The 26,226-nt window shown below is 71.0% G+C and carries 26 protein-coding genes and 1 pseudogene; 17 read left to right on the top strand and 10 right to left on the bottom strand.

The genetic code is table 11. From position 1 onward, the window contains the following. Nucleotides 1–190: 190 nt before the first annotated feature. Nucleotides 191–880, bottom strand: coding sequence for a hypothetical protein (locus tag ACWEVS_RS07625; RefSeq protein ID WP_449915348.1), 690 nt, complete (start codon nucleotides 878–880; stop codon nucleotides 191–193). A 173-nt stretch (nucleotides 881–1,053) separates the two neighbouring features. Between ACWEVS_RS07625 and ACWEVS_RS07620 the strand changes: the two genes are divergently transcribed. Further along, nucleotides 1,054–4,155 carry a protein kinase domain-containing protein gene (locus ACWEVS_RS07620; RefSeq protein WP_452550434.1) on the top strand — a complete coding sequence of 1,034 codons (3,102 nt, stop codon included), beginning with the start codon at nucleotides 1,054–1,056 and terminating at the stop codon, nucleotides 4,153–4,155. A 719-nt stretch (nucleotides 4,156–4,874) separates the two neighbouring features. Here the strand turns inward: ACWEVS_RS07620 and ACWEVS_RS07615 are convergent. Further along, nucleotides 4,875–5,585, bottom strand: a complete 711-nt coding sequence (locus ACWEVS_RS07615) for a hypothetical protein (protein ID WP_452550433.1) — start codon at nucleotides 5,583–5,585, stop codon at nucleotides 4,875–4,877. Between the two features lie 66 nt (nucleotides 5,586–5,651). Here ACWEVS_RS07615 and ACWEVS_RS07610 point away from each other — a divergent pair, with 66 nt between their 5' ends. The 4 genes from ACWEVS_RS07610 to ACWEVS_RS07595 all read left to right on the top strand — a co-directional run bounded on the left by ACWEVS_RS07610 (nucleotide 5,652) and on the right by ACWEVS_RS07595 (nucleotide 8,693). Then, entirely contained in the window at nucleotides 5,652–6,440 is a 789-nt protein-coding gene (locus ACWEVS_RS07610; RefSeq protein WP_354907864.1) for an ABC transporter ATP-binding protein, read from the top strand. An 82-nt stretch (nucleotides 6,441–6,522) separates the two neighbouring features. Beyond that, the gene (locus ACWEVS_RS07605) at nucleotides 6,523–7,443 is read left to right on the top strand and encodes an SPFH domain-containing protein (protein WP_449915342.1); all 921 of its coding nucleotides are present in this window, start codon (nucleotides 6,523–6,525) and stop codon (nucleotides 7,441–7,443) included. Between the two features lie 216 nt (nucleotides 7,444–7,659). Next, nucleotides 7,660–8,415, top strand: a complete 756-nt coding sequence (locus tag ACWEVS_RS07600; protein WP_449915339.1) for a sulfite exporter TauE/SafE family protein — start codon at nucleotides 7,660–7,662, stop codon at nucleotides 8,413–8,415. A gap of 29 nt (nucleotides 8,416–8,444) precedes the next feature. Next, a complete protein-coding gene (locus ACWEVS_RS07595) occupies nucleotides 8,445–8,693 on the top strand; it encodes a hypothetical protein (protein WP_354907862.1) in 249 nt (82 codons plus the stop codon). Here the strand turns inward: ACWEVS_RS07595 and ACWEVS_RS07590 are convergent. Genes ACWEVS_RS07590 through ACWEVS_RS07575 form a run of 4 tightly spaced genes read right to left on the bottom strand, consistent with a single transcriptional unit; the run spans nucleotide 8,672 to nucleotide 11,404 of the window. Further along, nucleotides 8,672–9,490 carry an NAD(P)H-binding protein gene (locus tag ACWEVS_RS07590; protein WP_452416312.1) on the bottom strand — a complete coding sequence of 273 codons (819 nt, stop codon included), beginning with the start codon at nucleotides 9,488–9,490 and terminating at the stop codon, nucleotides 8,672–8,674. The genes ACWEVS_RS07595 and ACWEVS_RS07590 overlap by 22 nt on opposite strands. 29 nt (nucleotides 9,491–9,519) lie before the next feature. Then, nucleotides 9,520–10,404: a Rieske 2Fe-2S domain-containing protein gene (locus ACWEVS_RS07585; RefSeq protein WP_449915334.1), complete on the bottom strand. Its 885-nt coding sequence runs from the start codon at nucleotides 10,402–10,404 to the stop codon at nucleotides 9,520–9,522. A gap of 30 nt (nucleotides 10,405–10,434) precedes the next feature. After that, on the bottom strand, nucleotides 10,435–11,055 hold the full coding sequence (locus ACWEVS_RS07580; RefSeq protein WP_449915331.1) for an HD domain-containing protein: 621 nt from the start codon (nucleotides 11,053–11,055) through the stop codon (nucleotides 10,435–10,437). Nucleotides 11,056–11,101: 46 nt separating this feature from the next. After that, nucleotides 11,102–11,404, bottom strand: a complete 303-nt coding sequence (locus ACWEVS_RS07575; RefSeq protein ID WP_452550431.1) for a molybdopterin dinucleotide binding domain-containing protein — start codon at nucleotides 11,402–11,404, stop codon at nucleotides 11,102–11,104. Here ACWEVS_RS07575 and ACWEVS_RS07570 point away from each other — a divergent pair. Together ACWEVS_RS07570 and ACWEVS_RS07565 are read left to right on the top strand one after the other, a co-directional pair. Then, nucleotides 11,357–11,566 (top strand): annotated as a pseudogene (locus ACWEVS_RS07570) (Scr1 family TA system antitoxin-like transcriptional regulator); the annotation flags it as partial. The gene ACWEVS_RS07575 and the pseudogene ACWEVS_RS07570 overlap by 48 nt on opposite strands. Before the next feature lie 124 nt (nucleotides 11,567–11,690). Beyond that, a complete protein-coding gene (locus ACWEVS_RS07565) occupies nucleotides 11,691–11,879 on the top strand; it encodes a hypothetical protein (RefSeq protein WP_452550498.1) in 189 nt (62 codons plus the stop codon). Between the two features lie 353 nt (nucleotides 11,880–12,232). Here the strand turns inward: ACWEVS_RS07565 and ACWEVS_RS07560 are convergent, their stop codons facing one another. Beyond that, nucleotides 12,233–12,466 carry a hypothetical protein gene (locus ACWEVS_RS07560; RefSeq protein ID WP_452550429.1) on the bottom strand — a complete coding sequence of 78 codons (234 nt, stop codon included), beginning with the start codon at nucleotides 12,464–12,466 and terminating at the stop codon, nucleotides 12,233–12,235. Between the two features lie 513 nt (nucleotides 12,467–12,979). On the opposite strand from ACWEVS_RS07560, the gene ACWEVS_RS07555 reads away from it, so the two are divergent. Together ACWEVS_RS07555 and ACWEVS_RS07550 are read left to right on the top strand one after the other, a co-directional pair. Further along, nucleotides 12,980–13,843 carry a helix-turn-helix domain-containing protein gene (locus ACWEVS_RS07555; protein ID WP_452550427.1) on the top strand — a complete coding sequence of 288 codons (864 nt, stop codon included), beginning with the start codon at nucleotides 12,980–12,982 and terminating at the stop codon, nucleotides 13,841–13,843. A gap of 50 nt (nucleotides 13,844–13,893) precedes the next feature. Further along, entirely contained in the window at nucleotides 13,894–14,118 is a 225-nt protein-coding gene (locus ACWEVS_RS07550) for a DUF397 domain-containing protein (RefSeq protein WP_452550425.1), read from the top strand. A gap of 177 nt (nucleotides 14,119–14,295) precedes the next feature. Here the strand turns inward: ACWEVS_RS07550 and ACWEVS_RS07545 are convergent, their stop codons facing one another. Then, nucleotides 14,296–15,672, bottom strand: a complete 1,377-nt coding sequence (locus ACWEVS_RS07545; RefSeq protein WP_449915320.1) for an MFS transporter — start codon at nucleotides 15,670–15,672, stop codon at nucleotides 14,296–14,298. Nucleotides 15,673–15,741: 69 nt separating this feature from the next. Between ACWEVS_RS07545 and ACWEVS_RS07540 the strand changes: the two genes are divergently transcribed. The 4 genes from ACWEVS_RS07540 to ACWEVS_RS07525 all read left to right on the top strand — a co-directional run bounded on the left by ACWEVS_RS07540 (nucleotide 15,742) and on the right by ACWEVS_RS07525 (nucleotide 19,211). Beyond that, complete coding sequence (locus ACWEVS_RS07540; protein WP_449915318.1) at nucleotides 15,742–16,590, top strand: helix-turn-helix transcriptional regulator; 849 nt, start codon at nucleotides 15,742–15,744, stop codon at nucleotides 16,588–16,590. 60 nt (nucleotides 16,591–16,650) lie between these two features. Then, nucleotides 16,651–17,679 (top strand): CapA family protein, encoded by a 1,029-nt coding sequence (locus tag ACWEVS_RS07535; protein WP_449915316.1) that lies wholly within the window; start codon nucleotides 16,651–16,653, stop codon nucleotides 17,677–17,679. Between the two features lie 10 nt (nucleotides 17,680–17,689). Further along, entirely contained in the window at nucleotides 17,690–18,475 is a 786-nt protein-coding gene (locus tag ACWEVS_RS07530; RefSeq protein WP_452416317.1) for an alpha/beta fold hydrolase, read from the top strand. 64 nt (nucleotides 18,476–18,539) lie between these two features. Next, nucleotides 18,540–19,211: a TetR family transcriptional regulator gene (locus ACWEVS_RS07525; RefSeq protein ID WP_452550423.1), complete on the top strand. Its 672-nt coding sequence runs from the start codon at nucleotides 18,540–18,542 to the stop codon at nucleotides 19,209–19,211. On the opposite strand, the gene ACWEVS_RS07520 is transcribed toward ACWEVS_RS07525, so the two are convergent. After that, nucleotides 19,183–19,491 carry a hypothetical protein gene (locus ACWEVS_RS07520; RefSeq protein WP_452550422.1) on the bottom strand — a complete coding sequence of 103 codons (309 nt, stop codon included), beginning with the start codon at nucleotides 19,489–19,491 and terminating at the stop codon, nucleotides 19,183–19,185. The two genes, ACWEVS_RS07525 and ACWEVS_RS07520, sit on opposite strands and share 29 nt — an antisense overlap. Nucleotides 19,492–19,688: 197 nt before the next feature. Here ACWEVS_RS07520 and ACWEVS_RS07515 point away from each other — a divergent pair, with 197 nt between their 5' ends. Further along, nucleotides 19,689–20,186, top strand: coding sequence for a hypothetical protein (locus ACWEVS_RS07515; RefSeq protein WP_449915309.1), 498 nt, complete (start codon nucleotides 19,689–19,691; stop codon nucleotides 20,184–20,186). Nucleotides 20,187–20,308: 122 nt separating this feature from the next. On the opposite strand, the gene ACWEVS_RS07510 is transcribed toward ACWEVS_RS07515, so the two are convergent. Continuing rightward, nucleotides 20,309–20,941: a hypothetical protein gene (locus ACWEVS_RS07510; RefSeq protein WP_449915307.1), complete on the bottom strand. Its 633-nt coding sequence runs from the start codon at nucleotides 20,939–20,941 to the stop codon at nucleotides 20,309–20,311. Between the two features lie 249 nt (nucleotides 20,942–21,190). On the opposite strand from ACWEVS_RS07510, the gene ACWEVS_RS07505 reads away from it, so the two are divergent. Genes ACWEVS_RS07505 through ACWEVS_RS07495 form a run of 3 tightly spaced genes read left to right on the top strand, consistent with a single transcriptional unit; the run spans nucleotide 21,191 to nucleotide 26,032 of the window. Then, nucleotides 21,191–22,201 (top strand): endonuclease domain-containing protein, encoded by a 1,011-nt coding sequence (locus ACWEVS_RS07505; protein WP_452550420.1) that lies wholly within the window; start codon nucleotides 21,191–21,193, stop codon nucleotides 22,199–22,201. After that, the gene (locus ACWEVS_RS07500) at nucleotides 22,185–22,775 is read left to right on the top strand and encodes a hypothetical protein (protein WP_452550419.1); all 591 of its coding nucleotides are present in this window, start codon (nucleotides 22,185–22,187) and stop codon (nucleotides 22,773–22,775) included. The genes ACWEVS_RS07505 and ACWEVS_RS07500 overlap by 17 nt, the downstream gene beginning before the upstream one ends. Continuing rightward, the gene (locus ACWEVS_RS07495) at nucleotides 22,772–26,032 is read left to right on the top strand and encodes a helicase HerA domain-containing protein (RefSeq protein ID WP_452550417.1); all 3,261 of its coding nucleotides are present in this window, start codon (nucleotides 22,772–22,774) and stop codon (nucleotides 26,030–26,032) included. Before ACWEVS_RS07500 ends, ACWEVS_RS07495 begins: the two co-directional genes overlap by 4 nt. Nucleotides 26,033–26,226: the final 194 nt, after the last annotated feature.

Below are 26,226 nucleotides of genomic sequence, written 5' to 3'. Positions count from 1 at the left end.
CAGGACATGTCTGACCCGAGCACCTTCTGACCCGGGCATGTTGACCCGGGCATGTTGACCCGAGCACCTTCTGACCCGGGCATGTTGACCCGGGCATGTTTCAGGGCCCGGAAAGACCTGAGCCCCCGGACAGACGTGCTCGTCCGGGGGGCCCGCGCCGCAGGGAACCTCGACCGGTTCCCTGGACGCGTCAGGTGTCCTTCTTCTCGTTCCGCTCCACCCGCGTGGGAGACGGCGGGTTCCACTTCGGCGGGGGCGGCGGCGGGGGCGGCGTGTAGGTGCCGGTGCCCGTGGGGCGCTTCTTCTGCGGCCAGACGATCTTCGTCGTGGTGCTCTTCATGAACAGATGGCCCTTGAGGCCCATCCGGGCGAGCTCTTCCTCGTCGAGGTTCTCCGCGCCGGTCGGCAGGTCGTAGGCGACGACGCCGAGCCTGGCGGCGGCCGTGCCCTTGGTGGTCTTCTTCAGCGTCAGCTGGAAGTTGAGCCACGTCGTGCCGCCCACCGGCACCTGGTACTTCGGCACGCACAGGAAGACCTGGTCCTGCCAGACGCACGAGGTGCCCTTCGGGCCGCCCCACTTCAGGGTCGGGACGACGCCCTTCGGCACGAAGCCCCCGATGCCGAAGTAGTCGGCGTCGTAGGGGCCGAGGTTCTTGGCCTTGATGAGGTATGTGATCTTGCCGCCGCGCTTGGTGGCCTTGTTGTACGTGACCTTCACGCTGAACTTGGAGAACGGGTCCTTCGCCGCCGTCGCCGTCGTGGCGGCCGCCGCGAGGCCGGCCGGAGGCGTGACGGCCGCCGCCGCGGGCGCCGCCACGGCCAGCGGAGTCAGCGGCGCGACCAGGCCGAGCCCTATGAACATGCCGATTGCTCGGCGCATTGGGTTGCTCCCCCCTAACGGAACTGGAAATCCCCCATTGTCTAGTGGATTATTGCCCACGGCAAAGATTTCGCAAAGAGTGATGATCTATCGTGATATGACGTTGCTTGCACACCGTGCAGCGAGCCCGTCACTCTTGCGATTGGGGGGAACGCACGAGGGGGAGGGCTCAGGTGCCTGACAAGCACCCGTTACAGCCAGGAGATCCGGCTGAGCTGGGTCCGTACCGGCTGCTCGGGCGGCTGGGCAAGGGCGCGCAGGGCATCGTCTACAAGGCCGAGGGCCCGGACGGCGAGCTGGTCGCGATCAAGCTGCTCAACACCAGGCTCGACGCGCCCGGCATCGACGCCGAACGCTTCATGCGCGAGGTCGCGGCCGCCCGGCGGGTGGCGCAGTTCTGCACCGCGCAGGTGCTCGGCGCCAACATGGACGGCGAGCAGCCGTACATCGTCAGCGAACTGGTCGAAGGCGTCTCGCTCCAGCGTGTGGTGCAGATGGATGGCCCGCGCTCGGGCGGCGCCCTCTACCGGCTCGCCGTCGGCACCGTCACCGCGCTCGCGGCCATCCACCGCGCGGGCATCGTGCACCGCGACTTCAAGCCGAGCAACGTGCTGCTGGGCCCCGACGGCCCCCGAGTGATCGACTTCGGCATCGCCCGCGCGCTCGACTCGTCCATGACGCTCAGCAGCGGGGTGGTCGGCACGCCCGCGTACATGTCGCCCGAGCAGATCTCCGGCGAGCGGGTCGGGCCCGCCAGCGACATGTTCAGCTGGGCCCTGACGATGACGTACGCGGCGACCGGCGCGCCCGCGTTCGGCCAGGACAGCCTGCCCGCCGTCATCTACCGGGTGATGAACGACCAGCCGGACCTGTCGGCGTTCCCCGACAGCCTGCGGCCGCTGGTGCAGGCGTGCCTGAGCAAGCGGGCCGACGAGCGGCCCACGGCGGCGGAGGCGCTGTTCTCGCTCCTGGAGAACCAGGGCGCCGCCGCCGAACGGGACGCCGAGGTGGCGATGACCACCGGGTCGCAGATGGCGGCCGAGGAGGTGGCCAACCCCGCGCTCTACGAGTCCCTGCCGGACGGCTGGTCGAAGCCGCAGGACCCGTCCGTCAACCGCTGGGCCGCCCCGGCCGACCCCGGAGAGGGCCACCCTGACGACCCCTCCGCGTCCGCCCGGCCCGCGGCCGCCCCTCCCGCGGGTCACCCGGACGGGAGCCAGAGCCCGCCAGGGCCGTCGAGCCCAGGCGGCTGGGCGAGCCCGTCGGACTCCGGCGGCTGGGCCAACCCCTCGGGCGCCGCCTACATCCCTCCGCAGGGCTCCGTGCCCCCGCAGCCGGGCCCCTACCACCAGGCCCCCACGGGCCCGCCTCACCCCGGCCCGCCTCACCCTGGCCCTGCTCACTCGGGCCCTGCTCACTCCGGTCCTGGTCACTCGGGCCCTGTTCATCCTGGGGCGTCTCATTCCGGTCCTGGTCACTCGGGGCCGCCTTACCCGGGCCCCGTTCACCCTGGACCGCCTCACCAGGGCCCCGCCCAACCTGGGTCGCCTGCTCATCCCGGTGTGCCCGGACAAGGCGGAACTCACCCCGGGCCGCATCACCAGGCGCCTGGTCGCCCTGACGCGCCCGAAAACGGTCCCGCCCACCCTGGGTCTCCTCATCAGGGGTCCGCTCACCCCGGCGTGCCCGGACAGGCGTCCGCCTATCCCGGGTCGTCTCCCTCCGTCCCCGCGCAACCCCAGGGACTGCCCAGCGGGGCGCCGTACCAGAACGCGCCGCATCAGGGCGCGCACCAGAACGCGCCGCACCAGAACGCGCCGCACCAGAACGCGCCGCACCAGAACGCGCCGCACCAGGGCGCGCCTCATCAGGCCGCGTCTCACCAGGGCGCGCCGTACCAGGGGCGGACACCTCCCGGCGCGCCGCCGCAGAGGGGCGGTCCCTCGGGCGACCCCCAGCGGGCGGAGTCGCAGGGCCAACCCGGGCGCGACAACGACAACGATGCCTTCTTCAGGGAGACCAGGCCCGAGGAGCAGCGCGAGGACAGCTCGCGCCGCCGCAGGGCGGTCATGGTCGGCGGCGCGCTGCTCCTCGCGCTCGCGCTGGCCGCCGGCGTGCTGCTGTTCGTGCCGCGGACGTTCGAGGGCCAGGAGAACCCGGCGCCGACCCCGCTGGCCCAGGGATCCAACACAGCCCAGCCCTCGCCTCCCGTCTCCCCCTCGGCGTCAGCGCCGGTCTCACCGACCGTCTCCGGATCACCGGCCGTCTCCGGATCCCCGGCGCCCACGCCGACGGTCCCGCCCCTCGAGCCGCCGCAGGCCCTGCCCGCGCTCGGCAAACAGGACGGCAAGTCGCTGTCCGGACACAGCGAGCCGATCCAGTCGCTGTCCGCGATCATGGTCGGGGACGACCAGCGGTTCGTGTCAGGCGGGCAGGACGGCGTGCTGCGCGTCTGGGACCCGGTCAAGCGCACCACCATCGCCAAGCTGCGCGGCCACGACAACGACATCTACGCGGTCGCCTGCGTCACCGTCGGCTCCACCCCGATGGCCGTGACGGGCGGCTACGACCACACCGTCCGCCTGTGGAACCTGAAGACCCGCAAGGGCACGGTCCTCGGCAGGCATCCGATCGCCGTGTTCGCGGCCGCCGTGAGCAAGGTGGACGGCCGCTACATCGCGGTCACCGGCGACGGCGACGGCATGCTGCGGTTCTGGGATCTGAAGAAGCGCCGGCAGATCGGCTCCGTCAAGGCGCACAGCAAGGACGTCAACTGGCTGAGCGTCGGCCGCGTGGGCGACCGCCCCGTGGTGGTCTCGGCCAGCGAGGACAAGACGCTGCGGGTGTGGGACCTGGCCAAGCGCAAGGCGTACGGCAAGACGTACAAGGGGCACAGCAAGGCGGTGTTCTCCGTCGCGGTGGGACAGGTGGACGGTAAGGCCGTGGTGGCCTCGGGCGGCAAGGACGAGAAGATCCGCCTCTGGGACCCGAAGACCGGCCGCTCGATCGGCAAGCCCCTGTCCGGCCACTCGAACAACGTGTACTCGCTGTCGTTCGGGTCCGTGGACGGCAAGGCGGTACTGGCGTCGGGCAGCACGGACGGCACGATCCGGCTGTGGGACCCGCAGAGCCGGCAGGCGCTGGGCGGCTCGGTGAAGGCGCACTCCGGCGGGGTGTACGCGGTGGCGGTCACCCCGGTGGAGGGCGCCCCGGCGGTGGTGTCGGCCGGGAAGGACAAGCGCATCAAGATCTGGCGCTTCGCCTCGACCTCCTGACCCACCGCAACACCCCAGCCGGAGGACACGCCCGGGATGGGAACCGACCGCGCGGCAGAGCTCCGCGGCGGGGTCGGCCGTGTGGGGAGCTTCGCGAAGTGGCGTCGGCCGCGCGGTCGGGGGGAGCCCTGACCAGCCGGGGAATCTCGAGCGGAAGGGGCACCGGGGAGCCCGGCGGTGGGGTCGGCCAGGCGGCGGTCGGGTGGGGGATCGGTCGTCTGGGGGGCCGGTCGTCTGGGGGCTCGGCGGTGGGTCGGCCCTGCGGGAGAGTTCCGCGGTGGGGATCGGCCGCGCGGTCGGGGCGAGACCCTGCCAGCGGGGTATCTCGAGCGGAAGGGGCACCGGGGAGCCGGGCGGTGGGGTCGGCCAGGTGGGGGATCGGTCGTCTGGGGGTTCGGCGGTGGGATCGGCCAACGGGTGGTCCGGGCTGGGGTGGCCAGGTGGGGAATCCGGGGATGGGGGGCGCGTGACGGCGGCCGGCCACGTGCGCTGGAGGAGCGTCTCCCTGGACGGGCGGTGGCCGGTGACCGGGGTGGGCTGTCGGCGGCTTGCCGTACGGGAGGCTCACAGGACGGACCGGAGGAGGCTCGCCGGACGGGCGTCAGGAGGCTCGCGGGGCTGGGAGGAGGCTCGCCGGACGGGTGTCAGGAGGCTCGCGGGGCGGACCGGTGGAGGCTCGCGGGGGCTGGGCGGTGGAGGCCCCAGGACGCCGGGTGGATCTAGTGGTGTGGTTCGAAGACGGCGTGGTGGGCGGAGATGAGGGCGCGGCGGACCGCGGCGTCGAGGGTGCGGAGCGCCGTCGCGCGGGTGGCGATCTGCGCGGACGTCAGCCCTCGCTCGTCGGCCTGCCGCAGGGCCGCCGACAGGCGGGCCGCCAGCGCCGACACCCGGTGGGCGCGCGGCGGGTAGCCGGGGGCCAGCTCGCCACTGTCGTGCAGCCGTCCGGGGTGTCCCTGCGCGGGCCCGCCCACGCCCGCCAGCGCCTCGGTGGCCTCGCGCATGGCGCCGGTCAGCTCGCGTTCGGCCTCGGCCAGCGACGGCAGGTCGGCTCGCGGCGGCCCCGACTCGTGCACGGAGAGGCGCACGCCCATGTAGGAGGATCCGCGCAGGTCCGGTGCCGGGACGAGCCCGATGACCCGCTCGTTCAGCACCGCTATCGCCGCCTCGCCCGCTTCGACGGCGGCCGCGTTGAAGTCCGGCGGCCCCGACAGTCCGAGCGGGTCGCCGGGAGCGGGGAGCGCGAGACGTAGTTCGGTGAGACCATCGACACGCAGCTCGGCCAGATACGCGCGGAGCGGCAGCGAGCCGACCACGACCGGTCCGGCCAGCCGCTCCACCTGGTCGGCGGCCTCGTCGAGGCCCACGTGTCCGGTCAGCCAGGCGTTGCCCCACGCGACGAGCGGCAGTGAGATAGGCGTTTGATGGCGCACCGGTCCACGATATGCGCTCGCCCTGCAATAGGTTTGTCCCGAGCGTTCGACTGGGAGGGATCAGCGATGGGTGGTCAGGTGCTGCGGCTCCAGGATGTCGGCGTCCGGCGCGACGGATCGGCCCTGATACGCGGCGTCGACTGGGCGGTCAACGAGGACGAGCGTTGGGTCGTCATCGGGCCGAACGGCGCGGGCAAGACCACGCTGCTGCAGGTCGCCGCCACGTTGCTGTTCCCCAGCGAGGGTGTGGCCGAGGTGCTGGGTGAGCGGATCGGCCAGACCGACGTGTTCGACCTGCGTCCGCGCATCGGCCTGGCCAGCTCGGCGCTGGCGGAGAAGGTGCCCGCCGAGGAGAAGGTCATCGACCTGGTACTGACCGCCTCCTACGCGATTCTCGGCCGGTGGACGGAGGAGTACGACTCCCACGACGTCACCCGCGCCGTCGAGCTGATCGACATGATGGGTGTCGCGCACCTGATCAGGCGGCGTTTCGGCACGTTGTCGGAGGGTGAGCGCAAGCGCGTCCAGATCGCCCGCGCCCTCATGCCGGACCCGGAGCTGCTGCTGCTCGACGAGCCCGCCGCCGGGCTCGACCTGGGCGGGCGCGAGGATCTGGTGCGGCGGCTGGCGACGCTGGCGGGCGACCACCGCTCCCCGACGATGGTGCTGGTCACCCACCACGTGGAGGAGGTGCCGGCCGGGTTCACCCACGCGCTGCTCATGCGCCACGGCTCCGTCGTCACCCAGGGGCCGATCGAGCACGTGTTGACCGCCGACAACCTCTCGCGGACGTTCGGGGTGCCGCTGGTCCTCGACCGCAACGCCGAGGGTCGCTGGTACGCCAGGCCACAGTAGCTTTTGTACGGTTGACGGCTTCGGCAAGCCGGAACCAAATATCATCTTCGGAGTCGGCCCCGACGACTCCCGGAGTGTGGCCATGGGCACCGAGCAGCTGATCGTCGCGCTTGTCATGGTCGCCGTGGTGGGGTTCGCGCTGGTGCGGACCATCCGCATCATCCCGCAGGCCACGGCGGCGATCATCGAACGGCTCGGCCGCTACCATCGCACGCTCACTCCCGGGCTGAACCTCGTCGTGCCGTTCATCGACAACATCAAGGAGATGATCGACCTGCGGGAGCAGGTCGTGTCGTTCCCCCCGCAGCCGGTCATCACGTCCGACAACCTCGTCGTCTCCATCGACACGGTCATCTACTTCCAGGTGACCAATCCCAGGGCGGCCACCTACGAGATCGCGAACTTCCTCGTCGGCGTCGAGCAGCTGACCGTCACGACGCTGCGCAACGTCGTCGGCGGGATGGACCTCGAGCGGACGCTCACCTCGCGCGAGGAGATCAACACCGAGCTGCGCGGGGTGCTCGACGAGGCGACGGGCAAGTGGGGGATCAGGGTCAACAGGGTCGAGCTGAAGGCCATCGACCCGCCGGCGTCCATCCAGGACTCGATGGAGAAGCAGATGCGGGCCGACCGCGACAAGCGGGCCGCTGTGCTGGCGGCGGAGGGTCAGAAGCAGGCGGCGATCCTGACGGCCGAGGGGGAGAAGCAGGCGGCCGTGCTGAGGGCCAGAGGTGAGGCGGAGGCGGCGGTCCTGCGCGCGCAGGCCGAGGCGGAGGCGGCGGCGATGCGGGCCAAGGGGCAGGCCGACGCTATCGGGATGGTGTTCAGGGCGATCCACGAGGGCAAGCCGGACGAGCGGCTGCTGGCCTACCAGTACCTGCAGATGTTGCCGGAGATCGCCAAGGGCGATGCGAACAAGCTGTGGATCGTGCCGTCGGAGATGGGCAAGGCGCTGGAGAACCTCGGCGGCCTGTTCGGCGGCGCCAAGGACAAGCCGGAGTAGGCCAAGGGCAAGCCGGAGTAGGCCACGGACAAGCCGCAGTAGGCCGTGCGCCATTGCCGGGCCCCGGCATCGCCGGTCCCGCGCGCCTGGAGCGGCGGCGACCGGATCACGCGGTGACCCGTGATGCGCGGAGAGTGCCCACCCCGGGCGAGGGCAGCTGACGTGTGACGTCTAGGCTCTGGCCGACGTGCATACGGAACGTGAAGGGGGCGGGACGTGACTCCGTGGGAAGCGGTCGCGGTCTGTGCGGCCGGAGTCGCAGCCGGGGCCATCAACGCCGTCGTCGGTTCGGGGTCGCTGATCACCTTTCCCACGCTGGTGGCCGTAGGGGTCGACCCTGTCACGGCCAACGTCTCCAACAACATCGGCCTGGTCCCCGGCTCCTTCACCGGCGCGTACGGCTACCGCGCCGAGCTCAAGGGCCAGCGTGACCGCCTGGTCAGGCTGGGCACGGGCTCGGCGCTCGGCTCCCTGGTGGGCGGCCTGCTGCTGCTGGTCCTCGATCCTGCCGTCTTCCAGGTCGTCGTCCCCGTCCTGATCGCGATCGCCTGCGTGCTGGTGGTGGTGCAGCCGAAGCTGAACGGCTGGCTGGCCGCCCGGCGCGAACACGCCCACCCGGACGGCGGCCCATGGCTGTGGGTGGGCGTGTTCGGCGCGGGCGTCTACGGCGGCTACTTCGGCGCCGCCCAGGGGGTGCTGCTCATCGGCCTGCTGGGCAGTTTCCTGGACGACGGCCTGCAGCGGGTCAACGCGGCCAAGAACGTCCTGTCGCTGATCGTCAACGCCACGGCCGCGGTCCTGTTCACGATCATCGCGCCGGTGGACTGGTGGGCGGTGCTGATGGTGGCGCTCGGCGCCACGCTGGGCGGGTTCCTCGGCGCGAAGGTGGGCCGCCGGCTGCCCGCGCCGGTGCTGCGCGGGTTCATCGTGTGCGTGGGGATCGTCGCCATCATCAAACTGGTGTACGGATAAATCCCAAGTAAATGGGTATAAATCAGGGCATGAAGGGTGATCGGGTCGAGATCGTGATCGACGCGGGGGGTACCCCGCGCACCTACGAAGTGATCGCCACCAAGGCCGGCCGGCGGGTCGAGGTCGCGACCAGGCGCGGCCTCGTCGAGGTCAGCGAGGTGACACGAAGCGGCACGGCCGTACGCACCGCCCGCTTCATGTCCAGCAGGATCCTCGCCCTCGTCGAGCACCCCGCCGACGCGCCGCGTCCGGCGGCTCAGCGGAAGTCGGCCGCGTGATCGGCGGCCCACGCGGCGAATGACCGGGCGGGGCGCCCGGTCAGCCGTTCCACCGCGTCGGTGACCTGCTCCGGAGCGGCGACGAAGCCGCCCCAGGCGGCCACGGCCTCCCGCGCCAGCACCGGGTCACCCCACACCGTGGCCAGCTGCGCCACGGCCTCCTCGGGCGGCATCTCCTCCCACCGCACCTCGCGTCCCACGGCCGCGCCGATGATCCGCACCTGCTCGGCCTGGGTGACGGCGGCCGGCCCGCTGAGTACGGGAGCCTGCCCGACGAGCTCGTCCGACAGCAGCGCCTTCACCGCGACGGCGGCGATGTCGGCCTCGTGGATGAGGGAGCGGGCGGCCTGGCCGTACACCCATCGGACGGTGCCGGCGCGGACCGCGTCGGCCCAGCCGAGCGTGTTGGCGGCGAACCCGCCCGGCCGCAGGAACGTCCACTCCAGCGGCGAGGCGCTGATGAGCCGTTCGAGGTCCTTGTGGAACATCGTGGAGTCCTCGGGCAGGTTCGCCGACAGGTAGACGACGCGGCGGGCGTGCGCGGCGACCAGGTCGACGACCTTGGCGGCGGTCTCGGCCGCGAACCCGGGCCAGACGAGGAAGACGCCCTCGACGCCGTCGAGGGCGGCGGACAGCGAGGGGGGGTCGGTGAGATCGCCGGTGACGACCTCGACGCCGGCGGGGAAGGCGGCCTTGGCGGGGTTCCTGACCAGCGCACGCACCTGGGCGCCCGCGGCGGTGAGCTGGGAAACGGCGTGGCGACCGACGTTGCCGGTCGCTCCGGTGACGAGAATCATGGCGCCGACGTTAGAAGTTCAACAAAGGTTCAAGTCAACGGCCGCACCTGGATCGTGCCGTCCTGCCGCACCCGGGTCTCGAAGATGGGCGCGGGCGCGGTGGCGGGACCGTGCTTGACCGAGCCGTCGCCCAGCCGGAACGTGCTGCCGTGCCAGGGGCACACCACGCACGGCACGCCGTCCTCGAGGACGATCCTGCCCTGGTGGAGCGGGCCCGCCAGGTGCGAGCACTGGTCGGCGAGCACGGTGACGCCACCACCGTGACGCAGCACGAACAGCTGGATGTAGCCCAGCCTGCGGGCGACCGGCCTGCCCTGCGGCAGGTCGTCGATCCGGCACAGGTCGTGCCAGCCCAGCGGCACCAGGTGCGCGACCTGCTCGGCGTGGTTGGCGCCCGACGCCTGCCGGTAGGCCAGGTGGCCGCCGAGGTAGCCGCCGACCGTGGCCGCGCCGAGCCCCGCCAGGGACAGCGCCTTGCCGCCGCTCTCGCGTCCGGCCAGCCGCAGCAGGAGGGACCCCGAGAAGAGCCCCACCGCGGCCAGGTTCACCATCATGTGGACGAAGCCCACCCGCTGCTGCTCGCGGTGGAGCGAGGACCAGTCGGTGAGCCCTGCGGCGGCCGTCGGCAGCGCGCTTCCGAGCCCCGCGGCGATCAGGGTACGCGTGGCGCGCGGGTCGGCCTTCACCAGGTCGAGCAGGGCGGCCGACACCCAGCAGCCGATCGTCACCGTGGTCAGCGGCGGGTGCAGCGGCTTGCCCATGGGCACGCCGTGCAGCCAGTCGCGGAGCCCGCCGGGGCCGATCTTCTCGCGGACGAATTTCGCCAGCGCGTGGATCGGCCGGTCCATCGTCCTGCTCTTCTCGAGCCGATCGGCCAGATCGACCGGGCCGGCCAGCCTGACTTTCTCCTTCACGACCGGACCCCTACCCCGGCGGTCAGGGGATCACTCGGCGAGGTGGCCCCGGCTGACCGAGAGGTCGACCAGTTCGTAGGCGTAGGCGCCGAGCGACGCCGACCCCTCCTCGATGATCTTCACTTTCTCCCGCACCTGGTCGGCCCGCACCTTGAACAGCGGCCACGTGCCGCCCTCGGTGTGGTGGTTGGCCAGGATCGGGGCGAAGCGGTCGAGCGCCTTGGCGAAGCGCGCCTCCACCGTCTCGCGCGCCTCGAACTCCTCCCACAGCTGCCTGAAGACGCTCGCCTGGTCGGCCGGGAGCAGCGCGAAGATGCGGTCGGCGGCGGCACGTTCGGCGTCGGCCTGCGCCGCCACCGCCACCGCGTCGTAGATGAAGGTGTCGCCCGCGTCGATCTCCACCAGGTCGTGGACGAGGAGCATGGCGACCACGCGCTGGATGTCGGTGCCGGGTGGCGCGTGCTCGCCGAGGATCATCGCCAGCATGCCGATGTACCAGGAGTGCTCGGCGTCGTTCTCCCGCCGCGAGCCGTCCATGAGGCTGTTGCGGCGGATCACCCGCTTCAGCTTGTCGATCTCCAGGGCGAAGGCGATCTGGGCGGTCAGTCGGTCCTCTTCCGGGGCGCTAGTCACGCGCGACACCTTATGCATGCGCCACGCGTCCGTCGACCGCGACGATCACGGCGACGGGGTCACGTCACGGCGCCTCGACGGTGACCGGAACCCCGTTGAAGACGGCGTTCCCGGACGGCACGTCGATCGCCGCGTCGTCGGTCAGCGTGTTCGCGCTGACCCCCGGATGCCCGGCGGCCACCGCCTGCGCGCTGCCCGCGTGGCCCCAGCCGTGCGGCAGGCTGACCACCCCCCGCATGATCGTCTCCGTCGGCTCCAGCGTGACCGTGAGCCGGCCGGCGGCCGAGGTGACCACCGCCTGCCCGTCGAGCCCTCGGTAATGCGGGAACAGATGGATCACCTCCTCGAGGTCTCCCAGCTCTCGCATGTCAGTGTCCGTGTCCTGACCTTTGAATCGCGTCATCCGGTCAACACGGGAGCTTTCATCCATGTGCGGTTCGCGGCGTTCGACGATGTCGTCTACTTGGAGTCGCTGTACAGTCCGCGCTTCGTCGAAGACCTCGGACTGGTGGCTGGATACGAAACCGCCTTCGACCACATCGGATCCGAAGCGCTCGATGAGGACGAGTCACGCGTGCTCATCCAACGCAAGCCCATGATGTGGCGCAATGCGTGGCGGCAGAGAGCCCGCACACTCAGAGAACGGAGTCAACATGTCCCCCGAACGCATCGCCGTGATCAGTCTGGCGGTCGTGGTGGTCATCGCCATCTTTTGTGCGCTGCTCCTCGCGAGCGGATCCACCTGGCCAACCGCCCTGCTTGGCGGGCTCGGTGCTGGCGGCGCCACCTTGGTGGCGCTTCCCTCGCTGATGAAGAGCTTTGATCGGGACAGCAACGATTAGCTGTCGACCCTTCACCGGGCCCAGCGGCTGTCCTCCGTACGGGCCGATCCTTCCCGGAGGCAGACACGCAGGAGCCCCAGGCGCAAGACACCCCCGGGCTCATCTGCTGGTAGCTGTCAGCGGACGGCGAATGGCGGCAAGGTCCGCGCGCTTGAACACCTCGATCGCGGCGCCGTCCCCGCCCCGGGGTAGACCTTGGCGCGGGAACTAGCAGTTTGGCGGTATCGGGCGGCTCCTCGATGTCGGCGCGGGTGGATCGCGGCGTGACCCATCTGCTCCTGCCGTACAGGCGGTCCAGCCCCGGGCCGGCCGCGCCGGCGGAGCGGGCCTGAAGCTGGGGATTGCGCGACATTTCACGACACCTCTTCGGGGACGAGCGAGGTGCGCGGCACCTTGAGCTGGTCGAACCGCGGGTCGCGGTACGAGCGGGAGCCGAACCGGGTACGGGAGACGGTCCAGCCGCGCCGGTGAGCGAACTCGTCGGGCTCCATGCAGATGTCCCTGTCCGCCCACGCGATCCACCCTGCGATCAGTTCCCGGGCCGGGGACTTGATTCGGCTGAGTCCCTTGGTACCTTGTGAGTACATAGAAGACCCCTTTCGCGGCATTCTTGAGGTGGACTTCTGGCCGGGCCTGGCGCTGAGGCTCGACCGTCACCCGGGTGGCAGCCCGTTGACGGTGCCGGTGCGGGATCAGCGTCGGTCCGGCTTCGTGCTGAGTGCCTGTGTCGCCTCTATCTGAACGGCGCCGTTGCCGGAAGGGCGGCCTGCAGGGGCCGCGATTGGAGCATCGGGGGAAGGCTCCGCGTCCGCCATCTCGCCTTCCTGGCCTGATCGTCCCTCTGTGAACTGGCGGCGGCAATGGTTGCAGGGGAATAAAATTCAAATTTCTTCGCAGTTCTTACGGCGAGATGTGGCGCATGTTTATGTGCAACTTGCATGAAGCGTGTTGGGCAGTTGGCGAGCGCTCAGGGAAGCCCACCTGGCATGCGTCTTGTCCCAGCGGTCCTCCCATGCAAGCCTTATGGCACGTCTTTGCGTGAATAGCCGTGCAACTTGCACGGTTTCATCACGTGACGCCCCCCGTGAGGAGAGCGGACGGTGGCAACAGAGCACGGCAGCCCAACGGTGCGCAGGCTGAAGCTCGGTCAGGAGTTGCGCCAGCTGCGCGAGCGCAGGACCATGACGGGAGCCAGAGCTGCGAGCGCGCTGGGGTGGTCGCCGAGCAAGGTGAGCAGGATCGAGGCCGCCAAGACCAAGCCGAGCCCTGACGACGTCAGGGCCATGGTCGAGCTCTACAAGGCCGACGACTCCAAACTCGCCGAGCTGCTAACGCTGCTGGAGGATGCATACCAGCGGGGCTGGTGGGAATACTATGAAGGCACCCTGCCCGGGCAGTACACAAATTTCCTTGGGCTGGAGGCGGAGGCCACATTGCAGCGCGACTGGGAACCCCAGGTAGTGCCGGGCCTCCTGCAGACCGAGGAGTACGCGCGGGAGGTCATCCTTGCCGCCCGCGGCATCGTGCGCATCACGCACAGCGGTGTCCGAAACCGGGTCGAGGCCCGCCTCGCCAGGCAGCAGCGGGTCCTGCACCGACCTGATCCGTGCATGCTGTACGTCATCCTGGACGAGTCAGCCCTGATGCGGCGCTTCGGTGAACCCTCGGTCATGCGCGCGCAGATGGATCATCTGATCGAGATGTCCGTTCTGCCACATATTCGAGTTCACGTGTTGCCGCTGGAGGCTCTCCATCCGGTCAACACGGGAGCCTTCATCCATCTGCGGTTCGCGGCTTTCGACGATGTTGTCTATCTGGAACAGCTGTACAGCGCTCGCTTCGTCGACGACCTCGAGCTGGTGGCTGGATACGAAACAGCCTTCAACCACATCAGGTCGGAGGCCTTGGATGAGAACGAGTCTCGCGTGCTCATCCAGCGCAAAGCCATGATGTGGGGCGGGTGACGGCAGTTTTCATGGGGCAACGACGCCTCTTCGGCTCAAATGGGGAGAAAATGCACATCGACATTTCCAGGGTGGCCTGGCAGAAGAGCCGCTTCTGTAATGGTGCTGCCGCATGCGTCGAGGTCGCCGGCCTCGCCGACGGCAGCGTCGCGCTCAGGGACAGCAAGGAGCAGGACGGTCCCGTTCTGGTCTTCACCCCGAGCGAGTGGGACGCCTTCACGGCCGGCGTGCGCGACGGCGAGTTCGATCTCGCCGCGCTCTCGGCGCGTTCATAAAGAACGGCCCTGGCAGGTTGCTGACACAACCCTCAGGGCCGCTCGCTTCAGCCCGCCCCACAAGACGAGTGCCGAAGATCTTCACATCTTGTCATACGGGGGTCGCCCTCCCTCGCATCCCCGGCCGGTGTCCTCTCCCGTTCGCATAAAGAAAGGCCCACGCCCCAGCGTGGGTCGCTACGCCTGGGAGATCTTCGGGCGGATGAGGAAGATGGAGCTCAGCCCGGCGAGGACGGCAAGCGCCGCCAACGCGACGGCCGTCCCCAGCGAGGCCTGTCCCGAATGGCCCTGCATGAGCGAGATGAACAGCGTGCCGACCGTGGCCACCCCGATCACCTGGCCGAGCTGCATGACCGTCAGCAGCGCGCCGCTGGCGTCGGCCGCGTAGGCGGCGTCCACCCGCTGGGTGGCCATGTTGGTCACCGCGATCTGCACGCCGAGCCCGGCGCCGATCAGCGCGCTGACGATCGCGTACGGCAGGCCGCCCTCCGAAGCGGCGGCCAGCCCGAGGTACGCGGGCGCGGCGACGACGTAGCCGAAGGGCACCAGCGACCGCTGCAGCCGCTGCGGCAGCCGGGGCCAGGCCAGCCCGACGGCGGCGAAGGCCAGCGCGCACGGCACCAGCATCAGCCCGGACATCAGCGGTGTCAGGTGCAGCTCGCCCTGGAGGTGCAGGGCCGAGGTGAAGAGGAAGGCTCCCCACGTGGCGGGCCCGAACAGCAGGACCGCCAGTCCTGGCCGCATGCCGGGAGCGCGCAGCACCCTGGCGTCGACCAGCGGTCGGCCGCCGCGCGCGGTCACCCAGCGCTCGACGCGGACGAACAGCGCGAAGACCGCCAGGCCGGCCGCCATCGACGCCCATCCCCACAGCGGCCAGCCGAGCTCGCGGCCCAGCACCAGCGGCACGATGACGAGCAGGACCGCCGACGACAGCGTGACCAGGCCGAGCGGGTCCAGGCCCGTACGGCCGCCGCCCTGGTCGGCGGGCAGTACCCGCAGGCCCGCCACGAGCAACAGCACGCCGATCGGCACGAGCACCAGGAACACGATCCGCCAGCCCGCGCCCAGGCCGAGCAGGATGCCGCCGAGCGCCTGGCCCACCACGATGCCGCCGCTCACCACGGCCGACCACAGCGCGATCGCCCTGCCTCGCGCCTCTCCCTGGTAGTTGCGCTGGATCAGGGTGAGCACCTGCGGCATCATGAGCGCCGCTCCCGCGCCCTGCGCGAAACGGAAGGCGACCAGCACACCCGTCGACGGCGCCAGTCCGCAGCCGAGCGTGGTCAGGGTGAACAACGCGAGGCCGGTCAGGAAGGTGTTGCGATAGCCGAACAGGTCCCCGACCCGGGCCCCGGTGATCAACAGGACGGCATAGGTGATGGTGTAGCCCGCCACGATCATCTGCAGTCCCGCCCCCGACGAGCGCAGGTCTGCTTCGATCGTCGGGGTGGCGACGTTGACGATGTTGACGTTGAGGACGGCGAGGAACTGGCCGAGCAACACGATGGGCAGGAGCAGGCCGGTGGTGCTCCTGGTAGTCGGGGTGTGGGTCATGCTACCAATGTGGTGGGCCGTGGATACTAGTAAAAAGAGTCCGATTATCCCGGTATTGGTGGCACCTGGATGAGTAAGCGACGTGATGACCTGGCCGCTTTCCTGCGCTCCCGGCGGGAGCGGGTCACGCCCGAAATGGCGGGCCTGCCGCCGGGCACCCGCAGGCGTACCCCCGGCCTGCGCAGGGAGGAGGTCGCCCATCTCGCCGGCGTGGGTGTCACCTGGTACACGTGGCTGGAGCAGGGCCGGCCCATCAACGTCAGCCTGCAGGTCCTCGACTCCATCGCGCGCACGCTCATGCTCGACGTCGCCGAGCGCCAGCAGCTCTACCTCCTGGCGGGCCACGCCGTCGCCCCGCCCGTGCGCGACTCCACCCGTGTCACGCCGGCCATGCAGGAGATCATCAACAGGCTGAGCCCGTTGCCGGCCGCCTTCAGCACCAGCCGGCACGACGTCCTGGCGTGGAACGCCGCCTACGCCGCGCTCTTCCCCGAGCTGGTCAGCGCCCCGGCGGAGGAGCGCAACACGCTGTGGCAGTGCTTCGTCGGCGCCCAGTGGCGGACGGCGCTGGTCGACAGGGAGCAGGAGCTGCACGGCAGCGTCGCCGTCTTCCGCGGCGCCTACACGCGCCACGCCGACGACCCCTTGTGGCGCGACTTCGTGAAGCGGCTGTCGGCGGCCAGCCCCGAGTTCGCCGCCCTGTGGGCCACCCACGACGTCGCCGATCCCCGCTCGCGGGAGAAGACGTTCGACAACGACCAGGTCGGACGGCTGCGGTTCACCAGCACGCTGTTCAACTGCACGGCCGCGCCCGAGACCCGTATGATCGTTTACACTCCCGTCGACGAGGCGACGCACTCCGCCGTGGTGTGGCTCACCGCGCACAGCGAGCGCGCGCATGGCATGCTCGGTGCCTGAAGACCGGGAGGGCAGATGAGACCGAGCCGCGCTGTGGCCGTTGTGGGTGTCGTGATCGCAATGACCGCCTGTGCGGCGGCGGAGTCCGAGCCGACCCCTGAGGCGGCCGAACGGCCGACGATCTCGCCCAGCCTGCCGAAGGAGCCCGAGCGCACGCCGTACACGATCTCCTTCGGGGGTGACGTGCACTTCGAGGGCGTGCTGAGAGGCAGGCTCGCCAACCCGCGCACCGCGCTCGGTCCGATCGCCAAGGTGCTGAGGTCGTCGGACCTGGCGATGGTCAACCTGGAGACGGCCATCACGACGGGCGGCACGCCGGCGCCGGGCAAGCAGTACACCTTCCGCGCGCCGGCCTCGGCGTTAACCGCGCTCAAGGCGGCCGGGGTGGACGTGGCCTCGATGGCCAACAACCACGGCATGGACTACATGGACGGCGGCCTGGCCGACTCGCTCGCCTCGATCAGGAAGTCCAGGTTCCCCGTCGTGGGCATCGGCAGGAACGAGACCGAGGCCTACAAGCCTTACCGCGTCACGGTGAACGGCAACCGCGTCGCGATCATCGGCGCCACCCAGGTGCTCGACTCGGAGTTCATCCAGGCGTGGACCGCCGCGGGCGACAAGGGCGGGCTGGCCTCGGCCAAGAACGAGGACCGCCTCATCAGAGCGGTACGGCAGGCCCGCAAGAGCGCCGACACGGTGATCGTGCACCTCCACTGGGGCACCGAGATGCAGAAGTGCCCCAACCCGGCACAGCGCGCTCTCGCCCCCAAGCTGGTCAAGGCGGGCGCGGACGTCATCGTCGGCGGACACGCGCACATCCTGCTCGGCAGCGGGTTCGTCGGCAACGCCTATGTCAACTACGGCCTGGGCAACTTCGTCTTCTACAACTGGGGGCCCGAGACCGGCAGGACCGGCGTCCTCACGCTCACCATCGACGGGCGCAAGGTGCTCAAGGACAAGTGGACGCCCGCCACCATCCAGGGCGGTGTGCCGGTCCCGCTGACCGGGGCGGCCAGGACCCAGGCGGTCTCCCAGTGGAAGGACCTGCGTTCGTGCACGGGTCTGGCCGGGAGCCCAGCCGACAGCTAGCCTCTGGACCGTGCGTCTAATAGATTCCGGTGAGGTTCGATTAGCCGTCCACGAGCAGGGCGACCCTGCGAAACCGACGATCGTGCTCCTGCACGGTTATCCCGACGACCACCACGTGTGGGACCGGGTCGTCCCGCTGCTCGGCGGCTATCACATCGTCCGGTACGACGTGCGAGGCGCCGGCGCCTCCACGGCGCCGCGCTCGCCCGGCGGCTACCTGCTCGACCGGCTGGCCGCCGACATGGACGCGGTGCTCGACGCCGTCGGCAAACCCAAGGTCCACCTCGTCGGCCACGACTGGGGCTCCATCCAGGGGTGGTACTTCCTCGGCAGGAGCGACAGGTTCGCCTCCTTCACCACGATCGGCGGCCCCGGCCTCGACCAGGCCGCCGCCTTCTTCCGCCAGGCCCGCCCGAGCAGGGCGCTCGGCCAGCTGCTGCGGTCGTGGTACATCGCCGGGTTCCAGCTCCCCGTGCTGCCCGAGCTGGTCGTGACGCGGCTCGCCCGTCCGCTCGGGGCCACCGCCGCCGACGCCCGCAACGGGCTCAACCTCTACCGCGCGAACATGCTCACCCGGCTGCGCCGCCCCGGCGACCCCCGCGTGCGCACGCCCGTGCAGCTCATCCGGTGCACCCGCGACCCGTTCGTCTCCCCGTGGCTGCTCGCCTCGCTCGGGCAGTGGGCGCCGGCGTTCACGCACGAGAGGCTCGTCGCCGACCACTGGCCGCAGCGCACGCGGCCTGAGGCCGTCGCCAAGCTGGTCGCCGCGTTCGCCGACCGCTGGAACGCGTCGTGACCCGCATTGCACGTCGTTCTACAATCGCGGTTTTCCCGGCGGCGCCCGGCGTATTGGAGGCAAGATGAAGTCCGTGTCCTCTCTGCCGGATGACGAAGACGGCACCGAGCTAGCGACGCTCCGCCGTCAGCCCACGCAGCGCCGTAGCGCTCGCAGGGTCGAGCGGATGCTCGACGCCTGCGCCCACCTGCTCGACGACGTCGGCTACGAAGCCCTCTCGACCACCCGCATCGCCGAGCGCGCCGGAGTCGCGATCGGCTCGGTCTACCAGTTCTTCCCCGACAAGCGGGCCATCACCCAGGAGCTGACCAGGCGCAACGTCGAGCTGTTCGTCTCCAGGGTCGGCGCCCGCTTCCTCGACGAGGACTACCGGGGATGGTGGGACGCCGTCGACGCGATCATCGACGAGTACGTCGCCATGCACAGGACCGTCCCCGGTTTCAAGAGCCTCCACTTCGGCGACGTCGTCGACCTCAACCTGCTCGACTCCGACTCCGAGAACAACATGGTGATCGCGGGACGGCTGCGCGGCCTGCTGCTCCAGGAGTACGGCCTGGCCGACAGCGAGGAGCTCGACGTGGCCATCCTGGTGGCCGTCGAGGCGGGCGACGCCGTACTCAAGCTGGCCTTCCGCCGCGACCCTGCGGGCGCGCCCGACATCATCGAGGCCGCCAAGCAGCTCATCAGGTCGTTCCTGTCACGCAGGCTCAGTCCGCGCCGGTCACGCCAGACGTGATCGGCCCGTACTCGGGCGCCGGCACCACCGGCTGCTCCGCGGGCACGAGCGCGCGCGGCGCGGTGGGTCTCGCCTTCAGCCGGTTCGCGGGAACGGGGGAACAGGGACGGGGCAGCGAAACCATCTGGATCTTGTTCGCCAGCCGCGCCTGCATCATCGCCACCCTGAGCTCGGCCGCCTCCACGGCCTCCATCCGGGCGGAGAAATAACCGGCGGTACCCGGGATCACCGTCGACAGCACCGCGGCACAGGCGATCATGAAGGTCACATGCTTGGCCATGCCCAGCCCCTTCCGCCCCTGATGACGTGTGCCATATATGCCCTTGGTCCTGGAGAGACACGCGGTGTGTAGTGGGGTTTGCACGAATCGTTGCCGAAGCTGTGCAGAGGCGGTGATGTTGCATTGTCCAGGCAAAACCGGGACCAGCTCGGTAGTCTCGCGGTGTGGCGCATGTGACCCGTGAGCACCTTGATCGAATGCTGGAGCAGGCACTGCTGGCCGACGACCACAGTTCGCTGGCCCGGCAGCTGAGCGAGCTCGCCCTCACCTACTCCTCGGGCGACATCTCCCGCGCGGCCATCTTCGTGCTGGCCGCCGAGGAATGGAAGCAGGCGGGGCAGCCGGCCCGGGCGCTCGAGTGCTTCCAGCGGGCGGTGGACGACGGCGGCGAGTCGATGATCGACCCACGGGCCGGCATCGCCGACACGCTCTTCGAGCTCGACCGGCCAGGCGAGGCACGAGAGATCATCGAGACGCTCAGGGCGGAGGGCGCGCTCACGCCCGCCACGGCGCACAACATCGCCGAGACGCTGGTGGCGTACGGTGACCTGCAGGGCGGGCTCGAGTGGGCGACCCAGGCGGCGCTCAGCTGCGCCGAGGACGACCCCGAGCACGTCGCCCTCCTGCGCACCCGCTACCGGATCAGGCTCGACCTGGGGCTGCCGGAGGACGAACTCGACTCCCTCGTCTCCTGACACGCGCTCTGTCTCCAGGACCCGCGGCCACCGGGCGCGGACCCCGGTTCCACACGGGGAAGGGCCGTGCCCGGGAAAGGGGGCACGGCCCTGGTCTGGGGTGCGGGAGCGAAACCGCGTCCTCAGTTCTGTAGGGGGTCCAGCCCCAGCCCCGCCTTGCCCACGGCGTCGGTGACCCGCTTGACCCCGTCCAGCTCGAGCGCCTTCTTCGTCTCCTCGTTGACGGTCTGACCCGCCTTCCCGACCGCGTCCTTGACCGGGGCGGCCAGCTTGAGCGGCGCCTTCTCCCCCTCGACCACGTCCGGCAGCGCGGGCAGGGCCTGCGACGGCAGATCGGGCAGCCACGGGAGGGCGGAGACCCTGTCGGCGTTGGGCAGCGACGGCAGCCCCACCGGGTCGGGCGCGGTGGACTGGTGCGCCACCGCCGGCAGGCCGGACTCCTCGGGCAGCGCCACCGGGAGCGCGGGATGACCGGCGCCGGCCGCGACGCCACCCATGTCGGCGATGCTGAACACCGCCGTCGAGCGTGACATGCCCGGCATGCCGAGCTGCCTGGCGAGCTTCTCGACCGCCTTCGCCGTCTCCGAGTTCGAGGGGACGGCCATCGACGTGTGCGTGACCTGAGCCCTGACCTCCGCCGCGTCATCGCAGAGCGCGGCCACCGACGATCCCTCGTTGAGGGCGATCCGCCGCTCGCACTCCTCCGCCGACGCGGGCCCGGCCGCCAAGCTCACGCTCGTCGCCAGCACGGCCACCGCAAGGACGCTCCGAATACTCCGTGATGCGTTCGACATGCACGTTCCCCCTGATGGTGTTCGGTGATCCGACGAATCACGAAGCTAGCCACGGCGGCACGGTGGCCACCGTGGCTTGGGGCAACAGTGGTGAAGCTCTTAATGATCGAGACGCGCGGCGCGAACATCTCGTAACACTCACGCGCGGCAAGGGCGATTACGTATAGCTTCAGCAAAGAGTGGATGGTCCGCGAACGAGGGGATTCCGCAGTGTCGCCGGTCGTCCTCACGCACGCCATGACCGCCCCGCATCAGGCGAGCGAGCTGGTGGCGGCGGTGCTGCGCGACATGGAGGACCTCGCCGTGCGCCGCTTCCCCCGGTGGTTACCGGGCGCCGAGGACATCCCTGGGCCGGGCGGCGCCGGTGTCAGGGCCGTCCGGTCGCTCGCCGTACGGCTGGCGGCGGGGGATCGGCACTTCGGGCCGTTCCTGGCCGACCTGGCCGAGGCGGCGCTCAGCGGCCACCCCGGTACGGCACGCCACCCCGGTACGGCCCGCCACCCCGCGGAGGTGCGCGCGGCGGGGCTCGGCCGGGTGCTCGGCACCGGTGCGACGATCGCGGTCGAGACACCCGGTGACCTGAGCGAGGGCGAGGCTGACGCGGTGGTCGCGGGCTGCCAGTGGCTCGAACGATGGACGGGCCTGCGCGTCGTGAAGTCGTCGCGCCCGCCGGCGGAGCCCCCGGCGCCCGCCTCTCCCAGCGTTCCCGGTCAGCCCACGCGCGGGCGATCCGGGGCTCCTGGGCAGCCCGCGCCCGCGCCGTCCGGGCTTCCCTGGCAGCCTGCGGACGGTCCCGGCGGGCGGGGGCCGTGGCCGCCCAGGAAGGGGCGTCCGCATCACGCGAGCCCCGCCGAGCAGCGCATGGAGAGCGTGCTCAGGTGGTGCGAATGGGCGGCCGACAGGGAGTGGAACCAGGTCTACGGCGCCCACCCGCTCGCCAACCCGATCAGGGTCGACCTCCTCTGGCGGGAGGCGTGGCTGATCGTCGAGATCGACGACGACAGCCACCTGAGGCAGGAGAAGTTCGAGTCGGACCGCCGGCGTGACGTGCGCCTGCACCGGGACGGCTACACGGTGCTGCGCTTCACCAGCGGCGACGTTCTGACGGACGCGCAGGCCGTGGCCCGCGAGATCGCGGTGTTCGTCAACGAAAGGGTAGGAAATGGCACTGTCGGTTCCGCAGGTCTCGGTGATGATCGTCCTCATGGCCGAGGCCGATGAGGTGACCAACCCGGAGCTGAAGAAGCGGTACGGGCTCACCCTCGACGGCGAGGACCGCCGTCGCCTGAACGACCTCAAGCTGGTGGAGAGCTGCAAACGGGGCAGGTCGTTCGCGCACGTGCTGACCGACGACGGCTGGGCGCGCCTGGCCGAGGAGATCCGTGCGGGCGTGAAGGTCACCTCCGGCTCGAACGGGGCCGCGCTCAGGGCGGTGCTGGCCGGACTGGCGCGCTTCCTGGCCCGTACCGACCAGCGTCTGGGCGACGTCTTCCAGCCCGCCCAGGAGGCGGACTCCCGCGAGACCACACCCGAGGACGTCGAGGGGCGGGTACGGGCCGTCTACGCCGAGCTGGCCCGCGAGCCGGGCGGCTGGGTCAGCCTGACCGACGTCCGCCTGCGGCTGGCCGACGTGCCCAAGGACGTGATGGACGCCGCCCTGCGCGGCCTCAACAGGCAGCCCGACGTCGTCATGGTGCCCGAGGACAACCAGAAGGCGCTCAGGCCGCAGGACCGCAGCTCCGCGCTGGCCGTCGGCGACCAGGACAAGCACTACCTGTCGATCGGCGCCCGATGACGGCGGAATGGGAGGCGCTGAGCGCGCTGCGGCTCAACGCGGTCCACGCCCCTGACGACGTCTGGCGGCCCTCGCCGTACCACGTGGAGAGCCTGCACCCGATGGCCGCGCTCGACCTGCGCCGCGGGGTGACCGAGGCGAAGGAGAGCGCTGACGCCAGCCCGATCGGCGTGGTGATCCAGGGGCAGCGCGGCACCGGCAAGACCCACCTGCTGGGCTGGGCGCGCGAGCACGCGCAGCGGGAGGGCGGGTACTTCTTCCTGGTCGGCCTGCTCGACGCCAGGAGCTTCTGGGAGAGCATCGTGATCGCGATGCTGGACAGCCTCTGGCGGCCGGCCGAGGACGGCCACTCGCAGCTGCGCCTGCTGCTGAACCGGCTGGCGCAGCTGGCCGACGTGCCCAGGATGGTACGGCGGGCCGTCGACGGAAGGGGCCACCTCGACAGGAAGGCGCTCGACCTGTTCGTGGAGGCGCTGCGCCGCAAGGGCGGCACCGTGCTCAGGGACGCGCACGACACGGCGCGGGCCCTGGTGCTGCTGGCCTCCGACGACCTGACGGCGCAGGACGTGGGGCAGGCCTACCTGTCGTCGCTCCCCGACGAGGGGCTGGGCAGGGAATGGGGGCTGACCAGGGTCTACCGCTCGCCGCAGGAGGTGGTGCGTGACCTGTCACGGCTGCTGGCGCTGACGGGCCCGTCGGTGATCGCCGTCGACCAGGTCGACGCGCTGGTGGCGCAGTCCGGCGCCCGCCTGGTCGACGAGGGGCAGGGCGCGGTCGTCGAGCAGGTGGCCGGCGGCCTGATGGCGCTGCGTGACGTCACCCGGCGGACCCTGACCGTGCTCTCCTGCCTGCCGCACACCTGGATGCTGATCAGGGAGCAGGCGACGGACACCGTCCGCGACAGGTTCAGGGAACCGGCCACGCTCAGGGTGCTGAAGGACGCGCAGACCGCGCGGGCCATCGTCGAACGGCGTTTCGCGGCGGGGTTCGGCAAGGTGGGGTTCGTCCCGCCGTACCCGACCTGGCCGGTGTTGGAGGACGCCTTCGACAGCGCGGTCGGGCTGACGCCGCGGCAGATCCTCGTCAAGATCGACAAGCATGTCCAGAGCTGCCTCGCCGAGGGCGAGATCAGGGAGCTCGACCGGCTCGACGACCCTGGAGACGGGGGCGGCGGAGGTGGCGGCACGCCGTCCGGCGCCGGTCCCTCCGGGCTGGCCGCGCTCGACGCCCACTTCGCCCGGCTGAGGGAGAGCGCCGAGATCGAGCCCGCGCTGGACCCCAGAACCGAGGACGCCGTCCTGCCCGGACTCCTGTCGGCAGGGCTGGCGGCGTGGACGGTGGGTCGTGGCGCCGCGGCGCACGTGTACGCCCAGGATCCGCCGCCTAGCACCAAACCGCCCCTGCACGCCCGCCTGCGCCTGACGCTCGACGAGGCGACGGAGGACGAGGTGCACTGGTGCTTCAGGGGCATCGCCAGCACCCACCCCGTCGCGGCGCTGCACCGGCTGAGGGCGGCGTGCGTCTCGGCGGGGCTGCAGGCGGGGGTGCCGAGACGGCAGCTGTTCGTGCTGCGCAACGAGCCCTGGTCGGGCGGGCCGAAGACGAAGGAGGCGGTGGCGGCGTTCGAGGCGGCGGGCGGGCGGGTGCTGCACGTGGACGAGGCGGACCTGCGCACGCTGGCGGCGCTGCGGGCGCTGCTCGACGAGGAGCCCGCGCACCTGCGGGAGTGGCTGTCCGCCCGGCGTCCGGCCGACGACGTGAAGCTGCTGGTCGAGGCCCTCAGCCACCCCGCCACCGCCCTCCCCCCGGCTCCCGCCGCGCCCGGCCCCGCTGCCCTGCCCGCCGTGGAAGGGGCTGCCGCTTTGCCGCCCGGCCCCGCCGCCTCGCCCGCCGTGGAAGCCGCTGCCGCGCCGCCCGGGCCTGTCGCCCAGCCCGCCGCACCCGTGAGGGCCGCGCCGTCCGGCGGGGGCTCCTTCACCACCGGCGCGGGCCGTTCCGGATCCGGGGCAGCCGGCGCGCGCCCGGACTCGGTGGTCGTCGGCACGGACACGGGCGCGGGCACCCCGGTGCGGATCGAGCTGGCGGCCCTCAGGAAGCACACGGTCATCTTCGCCGGCTCGGGCTCCGGCAAGACCGTGCTGATCCGCAGGCTCGTCGAGGAGTGCGCGCTGCAGGGTGTCTCCGCCGTCGTGCTCGATCCGAACAACGATCTGTCCCGCCTCGGTACGGCATGGCCCGAGCCCCCACCCGCCTGGGAGGACGGCGACCGGCAGAAGGCCGCCGACTACCTCCGCGACACCGACGTGGTCGTCTGGACCCCCGGCAGGCAGACCGGCCGCCCGCTCACCTTCCAGCCGCTGCCTGACCTGAGCGGCCTGGCCGACGACCCCGACGAGTTCCGCCTGGCGATCGACGCCGCGGTGGCCGCCCTCGCCCCCAAGGCCAGGATCGACGGGGCGACGGCCAAGGCGCAGCGCGCCCAGGCCGTGCTGAGGGAGGCGGTCGCCCACCACGCGAAGCTCCGAGCGCACGGGCTGGAGGGGCTGATCGAGCTGCTGTCCGACCTGCCCGAGGAGGTCAGCGACCTGGACGGCGCCGCGAAGCTGGCCGCCGAGGTGGGACAGAACCTGCGGGCGGCGGTCATCAACGACCCCCTGTTCGGCGGTCGCGGCACCCCGGTCGACCCCGGCGTGCTGCTGACCCCGGAGCGCGGACGGCGGGCCCGGGTGTCGGTGATCAACATGGCCGGGCTCCAGGAGGACGAGCAGCGGCAGGGCTTCGTCAACCGGCTCCAGCTCGGGCTGTTCGCGTGGTTCAGACGGCATCCGGCGGGCGGCCGGCCGCTGGGCGGGCTGCTGGTCATGGACGAGGCGCAGACGTTCGCGCCGCAGGCGAAGACCACGCCCGCCACGGGCAGCACCCTCATGCTCGCCTCCCAGGCCCGCAAGTACGGCCTGGGCCTGGTGTTCGCCACCCAGGCGCCGAAGGGGCTGCACAACCACATCCCCGGCAACGCCGCCACACAGTTCTTCGGCTTCCTGAACGCGCCGATCCAGCGGCAGGCCGCGGAGGAGATGGCCAGGGCCAAGGGGGGAGCGGCGACGGAGATCGGGCGGTTGCGGGCCGGGCGGTTCTACGTGGCGGCGGAGGGGGCGGGGTTCCACCAGATCAGCGTGCCGATGTGCCTGAGCCACCATCCGGCCTCCCCGCCCACCGCCGAGGAGGTTCTGTCCCTGGCCCGCGCCGACACCCCCTGACCACAGGCCCCGACCGGCCCCGCCCCACAGCTCTCCCGCGAGCGGGACGAGCCCCTCGAGGACTGTCCCCCTGAGCATGAAGCGCCCCTCGGGGACTCTCCCCGTGTGCGGTACGAGCCCCTCGGGGACTCTCCCCGTGTGTGGGACGCGCTCCCCGGGGACTCTCGCCGTGGGCGGGACGCCCCTCGTGGACG

The sequence above is a fragment of the Nonomuraea sp. NPDC003754 genome (assembly GCF_053605785.1).
Note: the sequence above shows the minus strand (reverse complement) of the source record. Positions and strands in the feature narration are given on the sequence as shown.